The 13,242-nt window shown below is 43.0% G+C and carries 13 protein-coding genes and 1 tRNA gene; 8 read left to right on the forward strand and 6 right to left on the reverse strand.

Features of this window, described 5'->3' with window-relative positions; genetic code table 11:
• The gene (locus tag FM107_RS10935) at positions 1-540 is read right to left on the reverse strand and encodes a hypothetical protein (RefSeq protein ID WP_086948552.1); all 540 of its coding nucleotides are present in this window, start codon (positions 538-540) and stop codon (positions 1-3) included.
• 104 nt (positions 541-644) lie between these two features.
• Here FM107_RS10935 and ung point away from each other — a divergent pair, with 104 nt between their 5' ends.
• On the forward strand, positions 645-1,316 hold the full coding sequence (gene ung, locus FM107_RS10940; RefSeq protein ID WP_086948553.1) for a uracil-DNA glycosylase: 672 nt from the start codon (positions 645-647) through the stop codon (positions 1,314-1,316).
• Here ung and FM107_RS10945 read toward each other — a convergent pair.
• Together FM107_RS10945 and FM107_RS10950 are read right to left on the reverse strand one after the other, a co-directional pair.
• The gene (locus tag FM107_RS10945; RefSeq protein ID WP_086948554.1) at positions 1,313-2,392 is read right to left on the reverse strand and encodes a DUF6695 family protein; all 1,080 of its coding nucleotides are present in this window, start codon (positions 2,390-2,392) and stop codon (positions 1,313-1,315) included. The two genes, ung and FM107_RS10945, sit on opposite strands and share 4 nt — an antisense overlap.
• A gap of 13 nt (positions 2,393-2,405) precedes the next feature.
• On the reverse strand, positions 2,406-2,876 hold the full coding sequence (locus FM107_RS10950) for an Lrp/AsnC family transcriptional regulator (RefSeq protein WP_086948555.1): 471 nt from the start codon (positions 2,874-2,876) through the stop codon (positions 2,406-2,408).
• A gap of 331 nt (positions 2,877-3,207) precedes the next feature.
• Between FM107_RS10950 and sufB the strand changes: the two genes are divergently transcribed.
• The 3 genes from sufB to sufD all read left to right on the forward strand — a co-directional run bounded on the left by sufB (position 3,208) and on the right by sufD (position 6,833).
• Positions 3,208-4,659 (forward strand): Fe-S cluster assembly protein SufB, encoded by a 1,452-nt coding sequence (sufB, locus tag FM107_RS10955; RefSeq protein WP_086948556.1) that lies wholly within the window; start codon positions 3,208-3,210, stop codon positions 4,657-4,659.
• Between the two features lie 68 nt (positions 4,660-4,727).
• The gene (gene sufC, locus FM107_RS10960; RefSeq protein ID WP_086948557.1) at positions 4,728-5,486 is read left to right on the forward strand and encodes a Fe-S cluster assembly ATPase SufC; all 759 of its coding nucleotides are present in this window, start codon (positions 4,728-4,730) and stop codon (positions 5,484-5,486) included.
• Between the two features lie 45 nt (positions 5,487-5,531).
• Positions 5,532-6,833: a Fe-S cluster assembly protein SufD gene (gene sufD, locus FM107_RS10965; protein WP_256959470.1), complete on the forward strand. Its 1,302-nt coding sequence runs from the start codon at positions 5,532-5,534 to the stop codon at positions 6,831-6,833.
• Positions 6,834-7,036: 203 nt separating this feature from the next.
• Here sufD and FM107_RS10970 read toward each other — a convergent pair.
• A tRNA-Gly gene (locus FM107_RS10970) sits at positions 7,037-7,109 on the reverse strand.
• Between the two features lie 93 nt (positions 7,110-7,202).
• The gene (locus FM107_RS10975) at positions 7,203-8,744 is read right to left on the reverse strand and encodes an FAD-dependent protein (protein ID WP_086948559.1); all 1,542 of its coding nucleotides are present in this window, start codon (positions 8,742-8,744) and stop codon (positions 7,203-7,205) included.
• A 324-nt stretch (positions 8,745-9,068) separates the two neighbouring features.
• Between FM107_RS10975 and FM107_RS10980 the strand changes: the two genes are divergently transcribed.
• From FM107_RS10980 to FM107_RS10995, 4 genes are all read left to right on the forward strand, one after another.
• A complete protein-coding gene (locus tag FM107_RS10980; protein WP_086948560.1) occupies positions 9,069-9,647 on the forward strand; it encodes a LemA family protein in 579 nt (192 codons plus the stop codon).
• A 78-nt stretch (positions 9,648-9,725) separates the two neighbouring features.
• Complete coding sequence (locus tag FM107_RS10985) at positions 9,726-10,160, forward strand: TPM domain-containing protein (protein ID WP_086948561.1); 435 nt, start codon at positions 9,726-9,728, stop codon at positions 10,158-10,160.
• A 186-nt stretch (positions 10,161-10,346) separates the two neighbouring features.
• A complete protein-coding gene (locus FM107_RS10990; protein WP_373407996.1) occupies positions 10,347-10,982 on the forward strand; it encodes a YgcG family protein in 636 nt (211 codons plus the stop codon).
• A 32-nt stretch (positions 10,983-11,014) separates the two neighbouring features.
• The gene (locus FM107_RS10995) at positions 11,015-12,160 is read left to right on the forward strand and encodes a TlpA disulfide reductase family protein (RefSeq protein ID WP_086948563.1); all 1,146 of its coding nucleotides are present in this window, start codon (positions 11,015-11,017) and stop codon (positions 12,158-12,160) included.
• 39 nt (positions 12,161-12,199) lie between these two features.
• On the opposite strand, the gene pfkA is transcribed toward FM107_RS10995, so the two are convergent.
• A complete protein-coding gene (pfkA, locus tag FM107_RS11000; RefSeq protein WP_086948564.1) occupies positions 12,200-13,174 on the reverse strand; it encodes a 6-phosphofructokinase in 975 nt (324 codons plus the stop codon).
• Between the last annotated feature and the right edge of the window lie 68 nt (positions 13,175-13,242).

Consider the following 13,242-nt stretch of genomic DNA (forward strand, 5'->3'; position numbering starts at 1 on the left):
TTATCTGGAGTATCTAAATTGCTGCTTATCCATCATGGACATCTGCTCTTTCATCATTTTAATCTGATCGGCAAGGAGTTTGTTTTTGTCCGCTTTTTTTGCTTCACCTAATAATTTTTCTGCTTCACGTTTGTTTCGTTTGGCCATTGCAACACCCGCTAAACTTAGTTTTGCCATGGCAACGTTGTGATCCATGTGTAGGCCGAGTGCTAAGGCTTTTTTAAAGTACTTTTCCGACTGTAACGGTGCGTGTTGTGATTCTAAAATTCCTAGAAGCATATGGTAGTAGCCATGTTGCGCGCTGATCAATTGCGTTTCGTAGTTTTTGATGTTGCTCAGCCAGCGCTTTGCTTGTGCCATATTTTCTTTTCGTAGAAACCATTGTGCGATGAGCATATTTTCGTTAAAAAATACCGTTACCCAGGCAATGATCGTTATAAAGATTCCTGCTATTCCCCATCCCCACTGGGAGAACCAAAACAGCGCAACAGTTCCCAATAACAGGAGGCTACTTATAATTATACGAACTATATTAGACATTTGTAAAAATTTATACGTGTATAAAATGAATACAAATATCCGGTTATTTTGGAGGTTATACAACTTGTTTGGGTGATAAATATGTAAAATTGTACTTTTGTGTTATGCAAGGTCAATATCATTCTAGTTGGGATCCTGTTTTGGCCCCGCTTCTCCGGCAGGATTACATGAGGAGGCTAGCAAATTTTTTGTCGCTAGAGCGCACGCAAGGACTTGTATTTCCCCCCCAAAAACTAGTTTTTAATGCTTTCGAGCAAACTCCGCTTACCAAGGTGAAGGTTGTTATTCTTGGGCAGGATCCGTATCACGATCACGGACAGGCGCATGGAATGGCCTTCTCGGTGCCATTGGGCGTGAAATTCCCTCCCTCGCTACGCAATATATTTAAAGAGCTTACCCAGGAGGTTCCTGATTTCCATTACCCACTCTCTGGCGACCTTTCTAAATGGGCACGGCAAGGTGTTTTGTTGTTAAATGCGACGCTAACGGTGCGGGGACACCAGGCTGGATCCCATCAGAATCAAGGCTGGGAGGATTTTACTGATGCGGTTATCCGGGAAATCTCTGTTCGGCTCGAACATGTCGTTTTTGTTTTGTGGGGGAATTATGCGCAGAAAAAGATTGCTCTTATCGACACGGAAAAGCATTTAGTGCTTAAATCGGCGCATCCTTCTCCACTATCTTGTTATCGGGGCTTCTTCGGTTGCGGGCATTTTTTGCAGGTCAATCGGTATTTGGCCTCAATGGGTAAGGAGCCGATCGATTGGACGCTCTAGGCGTATAATTCTTTTAAGTCCTTATACTGGTATTCTTCATTCGATAACTTTTGGGTGTGGTTGATCCGTATTTTTCTTCCTTCCTGCGTGATGTGTGTGTGCAGTAGGTGACTGTCATATACGACATTGAACGGTTTGGTGAAGTCAATTGGTTCCATCGATTCGCCAAGTGCTGCATACTCGAGTGTACCTTTGCTAGTGAAACGTTTGACGAGAACTTTCTGGTCGGGCGCTTGTTGTACAGTAAACCAGGCGCCATCGCCAACTCCCCCTAAGTAAAATGCGTCTTTTGGAATCGTGATAGGCTTTGATTTGAAATTCATCTGGCCGATAATGATGTCGTCGGGCAGGAGTGCTGCTTTTTGTTGGCTGATATTGTCGCCAAGCTTTTTACACAGAAAGCCAAAGGACTGCCAACGGTTCATTCGAAAATGCTTCAGCCCTTGTTCTGGTGTGTAGGAGTAGATCATTCGATCGTTCACGGCATTGACCACGTTGCTGATGGGGCTTGCCTTGATGCTTTCAGGAAAATTAATACTGTGTCGCCAGGTATATTTTTTTGATGAACGGATCAACATCCGTGTTATGAAGCGTGAACAATTGTTGTTGTTGCGCGCGACTGCCCCATAAGGGAACGTTCCTTGACGGACGCAATCGTCTCCATATGTTTCTGCCTGCTCGAAGTTGATCCCGTGTACGATCGAGAAATACAGAATCCCCTCGCCATACATGGCTGATTTTAGTTCTTCAAAATGCTCAATTATTTCAGGAAGGTTTTTGATATTATCGTTGCTTATCGCGGCCTTCAGGGTGATCTCTAGGTTGGGGTCGGAATACTTGGAACGCGCACGACCGTAGCCCCGCGGAGCGATGTAGCGTCCAAAGTCATAAAACTGCATTTCGCCGGTTTGCCGTTTGATAATCACGATGCCGGTGTGGCCCACCTTAAAATTTAGGTTTTTTACTAAACCAATCTTTTTAAAAAACATCATCCATTTTTCATCACCACGGATGGTCGCCTCTGGCCAAGTTAAGATGATCGCTAGGTCCTTGAAGTGTTCTTGCTCTTTGTGCATTAAGTCTTGTTTTCTAATATTCTAAAGGAACGATTGGTTCTTTTTTACTCGTTGACATGATCATCATTGTTTGGAAAGTTTTAACAAATGGAATTTTTGAAATTTTTTCCATAATGACCGATTCATATGCTTTGATATCTTTAACGTAGACTTTTAATATAAAATCACAGTTTCCGGTGACGTGGTGGCATTCGGTAACTTCAGGAATTGTTTTTACTGCCTCGACGAATTCGGGGATAGCGTTGTGTGTATGAAAGTCTAAGGATATTTGTATAAATGATTTTATACCCAACCCGAGCATCTCTTCATTAACAAATGCATGGTAACTTTTTATGAACCCCGAATTCTCAAGCTTGCGCACTCTTTCCAGCGTGGGTGCGGGCGACAGTCCAATATTTGAAGCCAATTGGAGATTTGTAACTCTGCCATTCTCCTGCAAAAGTTTTAGGATTTTCAAATCTGTTTTATCTGGTTGGTATGGCATTATCGTAATTCGTGTTTGTTAAATATTATATTTCACGGATCGTAAATATACAAAATAATATTTGGTATTAAAATCATAAACATTATTTTTGCTTTATAGATATAAACTATAACAAGTGGTGTTTGTTATTGTTATTATTTATTTTAAATCATTCTAATGTCATAATAATTCCGATGGAAATCGTTTATCACGCGTCGAAGCGATATTTACTCGTTTTTTAGTTAAAAAATAGGTCTTCAGTGTATTTAGAATGGGATTAATTGTATATTAAATTGTACCTTTGTTGTCCGAATTAAGGTAGGAATCGCCGATTAAATTAAGGGGAAGAGAAATGAGTACCAAAGACGACGAATTACTAAAAGAGCTAGAGCTCGAAGAATATAAATACGGTTTTACAACCGATATTGAGATGGAAATTACCCCAAAAGGGTTGAACGAAGATGTTGTTCGCTTGATTTCCGCCAAGAAGAATGAACCAGAATGGCTGTTAGAGTGGCGACTGAAAGCATTTCGTCATTTTCTGACTATGAAAATGCCGAGTTGGCAAAACTTTAAGAATCCCGAAGTAGACTTTCAGGAACTTTCTTATTATGCTGCGCCGAAAGCGAAAAAGCAACTCGAAAGCATGGATGAGGTCGATCCCGAGCTTTTGGCGACTTTTGAAAAGCTAGGGATTCCGCTCAATGAACAGAAAGTATTAGCGGGTGTTGTTGCTGTGGATGCGGTATTTGATTCTGTATCCGTGAAAACAACTTTTCGCGAGAAGCTAAAAGAGCAAGGAGTCATCTTCTGCTCTTTCGGTGAAGCGGTGCAAGAATACCCTGATCTTATTAAAAAGCATCTGGGTACAGTAGTTCCCCAGACGGATAATGTTTATGCGGCTCTGAACTCAGCGGTGTTTTCCGACGGATCGTTTGTATATATCCCAAAAGGCGTTCGTTGCCCAATGGAATTATCGACTTATTTTCGAATTAACGCGCAAAATACTGGTCAATTTGAACGAACACTCATTGTAGCGGACGAAGGGTCGTACGTTTCATATCTGGAGGGGTGCACAGCGCCAATGCGAGATGAAAATCAATTGCATGCTGCAGTTGTTGAGCTTATCGCTGAAAAAGATGCTGAAATCAAATATTCAACTGTACAAAACTGGTATCCCGGAGATAAAGACGGTAAAGGTGGTATTTTTAATTTCGTAACCAAACGAGGAATCTGTAAGGGAGATAATGCGAAAATTTCGTGGACACAAGTAGAAACTGGATCTGCGATCACTTGGAAATATCCGGGCGTTATCTTAAAAGGAGATAACTCGGTAGGCGAGTTTTATTCGGTTGCGATGACTCGTAATATGCAAGTTGCCGATACGGGGACCAAAATGATTCATTTAGGTAAAAATACGCGGTCGAAGATTGTATCCAAAGGTATCTCCGCCGGTAAAAGCCATAACAGTTACCGTGGTCTTGTGAAAATTGGACCGAACGCGACTAGAGCGCGGAACTTCACACAATGTGACTCTTTGCTAATTGGTGATCGTTGTGGTGCACATACCTTTCCGTATATCGAAAACAAAAACAGAACGGCTCTTTTAGAACATGAGGCGACGACATCGAAGATAGGTGAAGATCAAATATTTTACTTGAACCAACGAGGAATCGATCCGGAAAAGGCAGTTGGTTTAATTGTAAATGGATACGCGAAAGAAGTTTTGAATCAATTGCCAATGGAATTTGCCGTAGAGGCGCAGAAATTGCTCGCAATCTCGTTAGAAGGATCAGTAGGATAAAAATTTGAATAACAGAGAGGCTCGAACCGTTAAAAGCAGTTGAGGCTTCTACACAATAGTAAAATATAATGTTAACAATTAAGAATTTACATGCGTCTGTTGAAAGTAAACAGATTTTAAAAGGATTAGACCTCGAAGTGAAAGCTGGAGAAGTTCATGCGATTATGGGGCCAAATGGTGCTGGTAAAAGTACCTTAGGTAATGTGCTTGCAGGAAGAGATTCGTATGAAGTAACAGGTGGTACAGCAACACTAGACGGAATTGACCTTTTAGATCTGGCGCCGGAAGTACGTGCACGTGAGGGGTTGTTTTTGGCTTTTCAATATCCTGTTGAAATCCCCGGAGTTTCCAATATTAACTTTTTGAGAACTGCGGTAAACGATATTCGGGAATACAAAGGCTTGCCGCCGATGGAAGCGAAAGAGTTCTTGCAGCTGGTAAAGGAAAAACAGAAGTTAGTGGAGTTTTCTGCGAACTTAGCGAACCGCTCATTGAATGAAGGATTCTCAGGGGGCGAGAAAAAGAGAAATGAAATTTTCCAGTTAGCGATGTTGAATCCGAAGTTGTCGATTCTTGATGAAACGGATTCTGGATTAGACATTGATGCGTTACGTATTGTCGCCAATGGTGTTAATCAGTTGCGTTCAAAAGATAATGCATTTGTCGTGATTACCCACTATCAACGGTTGTTGGATCATATTGTTCCAGACTTTGTTCACGTATTATATGACGGTCGTATCGTGAAGACCGGGACAAAAGAGCTTGCTTTGGAGCTTGAGGAAAAAGGTTACGATTGGTTAAAAGAGTATGACACGCAAACTGTTTAATTGCTCCCTATGGGAAATTTAATTAACAGATTGACAAAAAATAACATGAGTACATTAGTTGCAGAATCATTATATCAACAGTTAGTAAGCACGTTCGAAGAATCCGAGACGTTTCAGACAAGTTCTAAACTGTCTACCATACGTCACGAGGCGTTCGAACGCTTCCAAAAGGAAGGTTTTCCTACTGTAAAAAATGAGGAGTGGAAATATACCAATCTTCATAGTTTGGTAAACAAGCCATACGTTTTGAACATCCAGACGGATGTGGATAAGGTAGACGCTAGTTTAGCAGACATACCGAATCTTGACGCCCATCGGATCGTATTGGTCAACGGGCAGTTCGTACTAGCCTTCTCGTCTTTAGACGATGAAGTTGGCCTAACGGTAAAGCCAATTGATGAGGCTTACGAAGAGCCGAACCTCCAGGCACACTACGCGCAATATGCAGATAAGACAGATAATGTTTTAGTCCAGTTGAATACGGCGCTGCAAACCTCAGGGGTGTATATTTCGGTTGCAGCAGGTAAGGTCGTGTCCAAACCTGTTCATATCGTGCACGTTGCCGCGGGAGACTCGCCTTTTTTCGCGCAGACACGCAACCTCATCGTTGTTGAGCCGAATGCTGAAATTGAAATTATAGAATCTTTTGTTACACAAAAGGAATCGGCGGACAACCTTCACAATAAGGTTACCGAAATTGTTGTGCGTGAATCAGCGAAAATGCAACATTACTACTTGCAAGTAGCTGAATCCTCAAGCGCCTATATCCACCATACGGAAGTTTATCAAGAACAGCACAGTTTATATAATAATTATAACTGCAACCTCCCTGGAGCATCGTTTGTGCGGCATAATATCAACGTCCGTTTGGACGCTGAAAATGTGGAGTCTCACCTGTACGGTATTAACTTGACGGATGCGAGGCAGTTTGTCGATAACCATACGGTGGTTGATCATATGAAGCCGAATTGTGAATCGTATGAATGGTATAAAAATATTCCTCAGGAAGAATCTACTGCTGTTTTTAACGGGAAGATTTTCGTCCGCGAGGATGCCCAGAAAACAAATGCATTTCAGCAAAACAACAATATGTTAATCGGTGACAAATCAACGGTGTTTACAAAACCACAGTTGGAAATTTTCGCGGATGATGTTAAATGTTCACACGGTTGTACAATGGGGCAATTCGACGAGGAGGCATTATTCTATCTTCGTGCGCGTGGTATCGGAGAGGATTCTGCACGTATTCTGTTGGTACACGCTTTTGCTTTTGATGTAACTTCACGTTTCTCAAACGAGCAGGTCCGCAGTTATGTGGAAAATCTTGTAGCAAAAGGTTTATCATAAACTATTTCTGATTGCTAGTCTTGTGCTGGTGATGCTATAAATTAATGAAGCCCCATTTTGAATTAACTTTGAATGGGGCTTTGTCATTAGGTCTTATCTGTAACGCAGAGCAGAGGTAAGCAACGCGTGCGCCCTATACTCTCCCGCTGGAAAAAATAGTGCAAAAAAAAATCCCTTGTATTTCCATCCAAGAGATTTGTATGAGCGAAAGACGAGATTCGAACTCGCGACCCCAACCTTGGCAAGGTTGTGCTCTACCAACTGAGCTACTTTCGCTGATCGTGTTACAAAGGTACTAAAACGTACCATTTTTGTCAACACTATTTAAAAAAAATTAACAAGATGCTGTTGGTGTAATTGAAAGAAATTTTATTGCGGTATAGCATTAATGCAGTTGATCCCGTCGATTGCAGCTGACACAATGCCCCCGGCATAGCCGGCGCCCTCACCGCAAGGATAGAGACCTTTCACTTGAGGGTGTTGCATGGTCTCTTTATCGCGCGGAATGCGTACAGGTGAAGAGGTTCGTGATTCTACGCCTACAAGAATTGCCTCGTTCGTATAATACCCTTTCATCTTTTTACCAAATCGAGGTAAAGCGCCGCGCAGCGCTTGATGGACGAATTTTGGTAGGACTTGGGTCAAATCCACACTTTTCGTACCGGGTTTATAAGAGTTCGTAGGGAGATTTGTAGACACCTTTGCGTGCACGAAATCTACCATCCGCTGGGCGGGCGCAACAAGGTTCCCTCCACCGATTTGAAATGCTTTTCGTTCGATTTGTTGTTGAAAATTCAGCAGCGCGAATGGATCTTCTATCGCTCCGGGTACGTCGCTGAGATTAATTTGGATAACGGTGCCTGAATTTGCGTGCGGGTTGTTGCGCTTTGATGGGGACCAACCATTGACGACTATTTCATCATGATCAGTCGCGCAGGGTGCTATCACACCGCCGGGACACATGCAGAATGAAAATACGCCGCGGTCATCTATCTGTTCCACGAGGCTGTAGTATGCTGGAGGTAGGTTTTGGGGGCGTAAGGTGCAATGATATTGCGCTTGGTCGACGATCTCTTGTGGGTGCTCTATTCGGACCCCGAGTGCAAATGGTTTGGATTCTATTTTCCACCCATTTGTTCGAAATAATTTGAAAATATCTCGTGCAGAGTGCCCCGTGGCCAGTATCAGGTGATCTGCCTTAATATGTTCTCCTTGAGAAGTGGTAACACCTGTAATTTTATCGAATTGTGTCGTTATTTGGTCGACTCGACAGTCGAATTTAAAGATGCCTCCATGTTCGATAATGGTATTTCTGATATCCTCAATGATGTGCGGAAGCTTGTTCGTTCCGATATGTGGTCTTGCGTCAACTAAAATATCCTGTGTTGCGCCGTGATTAACGAATATTTCCAACACCTTTTGCACGTCCCCACGTTTGTTTGAGCGTGTGTATAATTTCCCGTCTGAGTAGGTCCCTGCACCACCCTCCCCGAAGCAGTAGTTGGATTCAGGATTTACGAAGCCTTCTCGGTTTATTTTAGCTAAATCTCTTCTGCGCTCCTGCACCATTTTCCCGCGTTCAATTACAATAGGGCGCAGACCACGCTCTAGACATTGATATGCAGCAAACAATCCAGCAGGTCCGGCGCCCACGATGATTACTGCACTGCAAGAATGTACGTGTTTGATTTTTCTAATAAAAACAGACGGAGCTAGCGGTTCATCAATGGCGCAGACTACGCGGAGTCTGTATATAGCGTGTCTGCTACGCGCATCGATCGAGCGTTTCCGGATATTGTAACCGTTGATACGGCTTACAGGGACCTTAAGCTGCTCAGCTAGAAGGGTTTTTAGGTGCTCCACGTCGTTCAAGCGATCCGGGGAAACGACGATTTCGATTTCTTTTTGCATATTTTCAAGCTGGGTTTCTATCCCAAAATTTCGACAAAGTTAACCATTGTGCTAGAATTTTAGCGTTTTTGCCGCTGTTATTCCATTTGGTCAGAACTTGGGATTGGGTAGTCATTAGTTTTTAATCTTTGTTAAATGTCAAATGCAGGTATTCTTTCGCCTATTGCTAGCCTATAGATTTAAACAATTTTCGTATATTCGTATTGTCGTGTTGCGAACAAGTGACCGGACATGAAACCGAACAATGATTCGACTACCCGTTGAGGTAGAGCGAGCTGTTTGTTCATTAATTTGTAATTCATTTTTAAGGGTTAATTATTATATATGAAAAGATTGTTGATTGCTTTAGTAGGTTTATTCACTGCTTTATCGTTTAGTTCGTGTGGTTATAATACCATGGTTTCTAAGGACGAAAATGTAAAAGGAAAGTGGGCGCAAGTAGAAAATGCTTATCAGCGTCGTGCCGACCTAATACCTAATTTAGTTGCAACTGTTAAAGGGGCAGCTGAGCATGAGGAGGGTACTCTTACTGCCGTAACCGAGGCTCGCGCAAAGGCTACGTCGGTAAACGTTGACCCAAATGATCTCTCGGAAGAAGCTATCGCTAATTTCCAGCAGAATCAAGACGCTTTATCGCAGTCAATTGGTAGGTTGCTTGTGAGTGTTGAGGCCTACCCGGATTTGAAGGCGAATCAAAATTTCAGAGAGCTTCAAGTGCAACTCGAAGGTACCGAGAATAGAATTTCTGTTGAGCGTCGTGCATATAACGAAGCTGTTCAGGATTACAATACGACGGTTAGAAGTTTTCCAAAAAATATTATGGCCGGTATTTTCGGTTTCAAAGCTAAAGGTACTTTTAAAGCCGCCGAGGGAGCTGATCAGGCGCCAACTGTCGCCTTCTAATTTGTATTCAATTGTATTTTGAAGATGAATGGGGACGTTTTTTGAGCGGCTCGTTCATCTTTTTTAATTTAAGGAATAATGGAACTTTTTTCAACAGAGGATCAAGATCGTATCGTTCAGGCTATAAGTGTTGCCGAAAGTAAAACTTCCGGAGAAATACGGTTGGTGGTGGATAGAAGATTAAAACATGACAGTGCGCTCGATGCTGCTGTTACGTTTTTTAAAAAATTGAAAATGCATGAGACAGCACTTAGGAATGGCGTGCTGATTTATCTAGCGGTGGACGATCACAAATTTGCTATTATTGGTGATAAAGGGATTAGTGATGTGGTTGGCGAGCATTTTTGGGATCAAACTAAGGAGCATATGTTGTCCTTTTTTAAACAGGACGACGTGCCAAACGGGCTGATTGCGGGAATCCATGATGCGGGCGAAAAGCTCTATGCATTCTTTCCGCGCAGAAGCGACGACATTAATGAGCTACCTGATGATATTTATTATGGAAATAACTAAACATAGATGTTTCGAATAAAACAAACAAAAATAGACCTAGGCAAGTGGGCGCTAGTAGTCGTGCTGCTTCTGCACACGATGATCTCCTTGCGTGCGCAAGATCTTCCTGAAGCACCACGCCAACTGGTCTCGGATTTTGCTGGCGTGCTCAATCCTGCGGACAGGGAACGCTTAGAGCAGAAGCTTTTGGCATATGAAGATTCCACATCGACGCAAATTGCGGTGGTTTTAGTTCAGACCACTGATGGATATGAAGTCGGTGACTATGCCGTCCGTTTGGCAAAGAAATGGGGTGTCGGTGGCACGAAATACAATAATGGTATTATGCTTCTCGCTGCTATAGATGATCGGACTGTTACTATTCAGACGGGATATGGGATGGAAGGAGTACTTCCAGATATTATCACCTATCGGATCATACAAAACGAAATTAAACCGTCCTTTCAACGCGAAAATTATTACCAAGGGATCGACAATGCGACAAATGCACTAATTGCTTATGCTAAAGGAGAATATAAAGCGGACCCGCGTGAACGTTCAGGTAAAGGAGGCGGCGTTCCTGTTATCTTAATTGTAATCTTCGTTATTATCGTTATATCGTTAATTTCAAAAGGCGGTGGCGGAAAAGGTGGCGGAAAGATGATGACTGGACGCGGATCGTCTGATCTATTTTGGTTGACCCTTCTAAGTGGCCTAGGACGTGGTGGCGGTGGAGGCGGTGGCTTCGGAGGCGGCGGCGGTTTCGGCGGAGGAGGCGGCGGCGGCTTTGGTGGTTTCGGTGGCGGCGGCTTTGGCGGCGGTGGATCGAGTGGTAGCTGGTAGAAGCAATTATAAGATATTTAAATAACACAATAATGAAGAACTTAATAATGACAGTCTTGGCTGTCGCGCCAATAGCGCTTTTTGCCCAAGAAGAATTTACCTTGGACGGAAAGATTGGAGGCACTTCGACGAATGCAAAAATATTTATCCAATACCGTGATAATGGTCAGGGCATAGTGGATTCGGTGAATGTTAAAGATGGCGCTTTTAAGTATCAAGGATCGGTTTCCGAACCAGTGCAGGCTGTACTAGTGCTCTCGAACAACGGAGCGACGATGAGTGCGCTGCGTGAGAGTGAGGAACGTCCTCCAGTGAATGCGGTGTTCTTGTCCAAAGGTGTCATCCAATTTAAGGGGAGTGATTTTACGACGGCCGTGAGCTCTGGAAATGGTATTAATGAGGACTTCTCTAAATACAAAGCCGAATCAGCGGCTATCAATAAAGAGTTTGAAGCGCTTGATACAAAATTTCAAGCAGCAACACCGGAGCAACAACAAGACGAGCTGTTCATTGCGTCGCTACGCAAGCAAGCGGAAGGGATTTATGAAAAGCAAAATACCATTAACGAGGACTTCGTTACGAACAACCCCGAGAGTTATGTTTCCTTATCGATATTGAATGAGGTAGTCTCGCCAGAGAATATCACCTCTTTTGCACGACCAGCCTACGATAAGTTGGCTGCCGGGTTGAAATCTACTACGCTTGGTAAAAATCTTGGTGAAAAGATCGCGAGTATGGGAAAATTAGCAGTGGGGGCAATCGCTCCAGATTTCACTTTGCCGGATACTTCGGGTAACGACATAGCGCTTTCTTCTCTACGGGGCAAATATGTGTTGTTGGATTTCTGGGCGAGCTGGTGTGCCCCCTGCAGACATGAAAACCCTAATGTTGTCGCCGCGTTCAATAAGTTTAAGGATAAAAACTTCACCGTTTTGGGTGTGTCGCTTGATAAACCAGATGATAAAGCGAAATGGATAGAGGCTATTGCTAGTGACCAACTCGAGCAGTGGGCACATGTTTCGGATCTTCAATATTGGAATTCGCCGGTAGTAGAACTTTATTCTATTCGGGGTATTCCACAAAATTACTTGATAGATCCGGAAGGTAAGATTGTCGGATCTAATTTACGTGGAGCCGAACTTGAGGAGAAGCTAGGTGAGATATTAAATAAAAACTAAAAGAATAAAAACCAAGAGGGGCTTTGCCCCTCTTGGTTTTTATAAAGAAAGAATCTCGACGATTCGTGTGAGGTTTTCGTTGACTTTGTCAATGTGTTTAATAGCTTTCCCAAAAGGCGTGTACGTGACCTGCCCACAGATTATACCGGCCATCTCACCCTTGCGACCTTCGAGAAGCCCTTCAACTGAAGCAACCCCCAATCGACTCGCTAATACGCGATCCATACATGTTGGCTTTCCGCCACGCTGTATGTGCCCAAGTATCGATAGGCGCACGTCGTAATGCGGGAAATTTTCTTGTATTTTCTCTGCTACGACTAAACCACCTTCTTCATCCCCTTCTGCCACAATGATGATGCGTGAGGACTTGTTTTTTCGCGTTTTGTCTAAACGCTTCATGATCGCGTCGTAATCAACCTTCAATTCTGGGATTAATACAGCCTCGGCTCCAGTGCTTATTCCCGAACGTAGTGCGATGAGGCCTGAATCTCGACCCATTACTTCGACAACAAAGAGTCTATCATGTGATTCAGCCGTATCTCTGATCTTATCAACGGCATCCACGACGGTGTTGATCGCTGTATCGTAGCCTATTGTAAAATCGGTACCCGCTAGATCATTATCGATTGTTCCAGGTATTCCCATAACAGGTATGTCAAATTCTTCGATAAACTTAGAGGCACCGGTAAAGGTACCGTCTCCGCCGATCACAACCAACGCATCAATTTCGAGAGTTTGAATCTTTTCAAATGCTTTTTGACGACCTTCGTATGTTCTGAATTCGTCACTTCTGGCCGTTTTTAATACGGTTCCGCCACGTTGAATAATGTTTGCTACAGATTTGGCATCCATTGGAATGATGTCTCCATTCACAAGGCCGTCAAATCCACGGCGAACTCCAAATACGTTTAAATTATTATAAAGTCCGGCTCGAACAACCGCACGTATAGCGGCATTCATTCCTGGTGCGTCACCACCTGAAGTTAATACTGCAATATTTTTTATCGTCTTCATATTGTTTAGATTGTTATTTCGTTTTAAAAATTTCTATTCCTTTTTTTAAGTAATCCGCATAGGATGCG

Source organism: Sphingobacterium sp. JB170 (genome assembly GCF_900163865.1).
GTDB lineage: Bacteria > Bacteroidota > Bacteroidia > Sphingobacteriales > Sphingobacteriaceae > Sphingobacterium.

Excerpts from the sequence above, each read along its gene's own strand:
- FM107_RS10935 (WP_086948552.1), bottom strand. The coding sequence starts at position 540 with ATGTCTAATATAGTTCGTATAATTATAAGTAGCCTCCTGTTATTGGGA.
- ung (WP_086948553.1), top strand. The coding sequence starts at position 645 with ATGCAAGGTCAATATCATTCTAGTTGGGATCCTGTTTTGGCCCCGCTT.
- FM107_RS10945 (WP_086948554.1), bottom strand. The coding sequence starts at position 2,392 with ATGCACAAAGAGCAAGAACACTTCAAGGACCTAGCGATCATCTTAACT.
- FM107_RS10950 (WP_086948555.1), bottom strand. The coding sequence starts at position 2,876 with ATGCCATACCAACCAGATAAAACAGATTTGAAAATCCTAAAACTTTTG.
- sufB (WP_086948556.1), top strand. The coding sequence starts at position 3,208 with ATGAGTACCAAAGACGACGAATTACTAAAAGAGCTAGAGCTCGAAGAA.
- sufC (WP_086948557.1), top strand. The coding sequence starts at position 4,728 with ATGTTAACAATTAAGAATTTACATGCGTCTGTTGAAAGTAAACAGATT.
- sufD (WP_256959470.1), top strand. The coding sequence starts at position 5,532 with ATGAGTACATTAGTTGCAGAATCATTATATCAACAGTTAGTAAGCACG.
- FM107_RS10975 (WP_086948559.1), bottom strand. The coding sequence starts at position 8,744 with ATGCAAAAAGAAATCGAAATCGTCGTTTCCCCGGATCGCTTGAACGAC.
- FM107_RS10980 (WP_086948560.1), top strand. The coding sequence starts at position 9,069 with ATGAAAAGATTGTTGATTGCTTTAGTAGGTTTATTCACTGCTTTATCG.
- FM107_RS10985 (WP_086948561.1), top strand. The coding sequence starts at position 9,726 with ATGGAACTTTTTTCAACAGAGGATCAAGATCGTATCGTTCAGGCTATA.
- FM107_RS10995 (WP_086948563.1), top strand. The coding sequence starts at position 11,015 with ATGAAGAACTTAATAATGACAGTCTTGGCTGTCGCGCCAATAGCGCTT.
- pfkA (WP_086948564.1), bottom strand. The coding sequence starts at position 13,174 with ATGAAGACGATAAAAAATATTGCAGTATTAACTTCAGGTGGTGACGCA.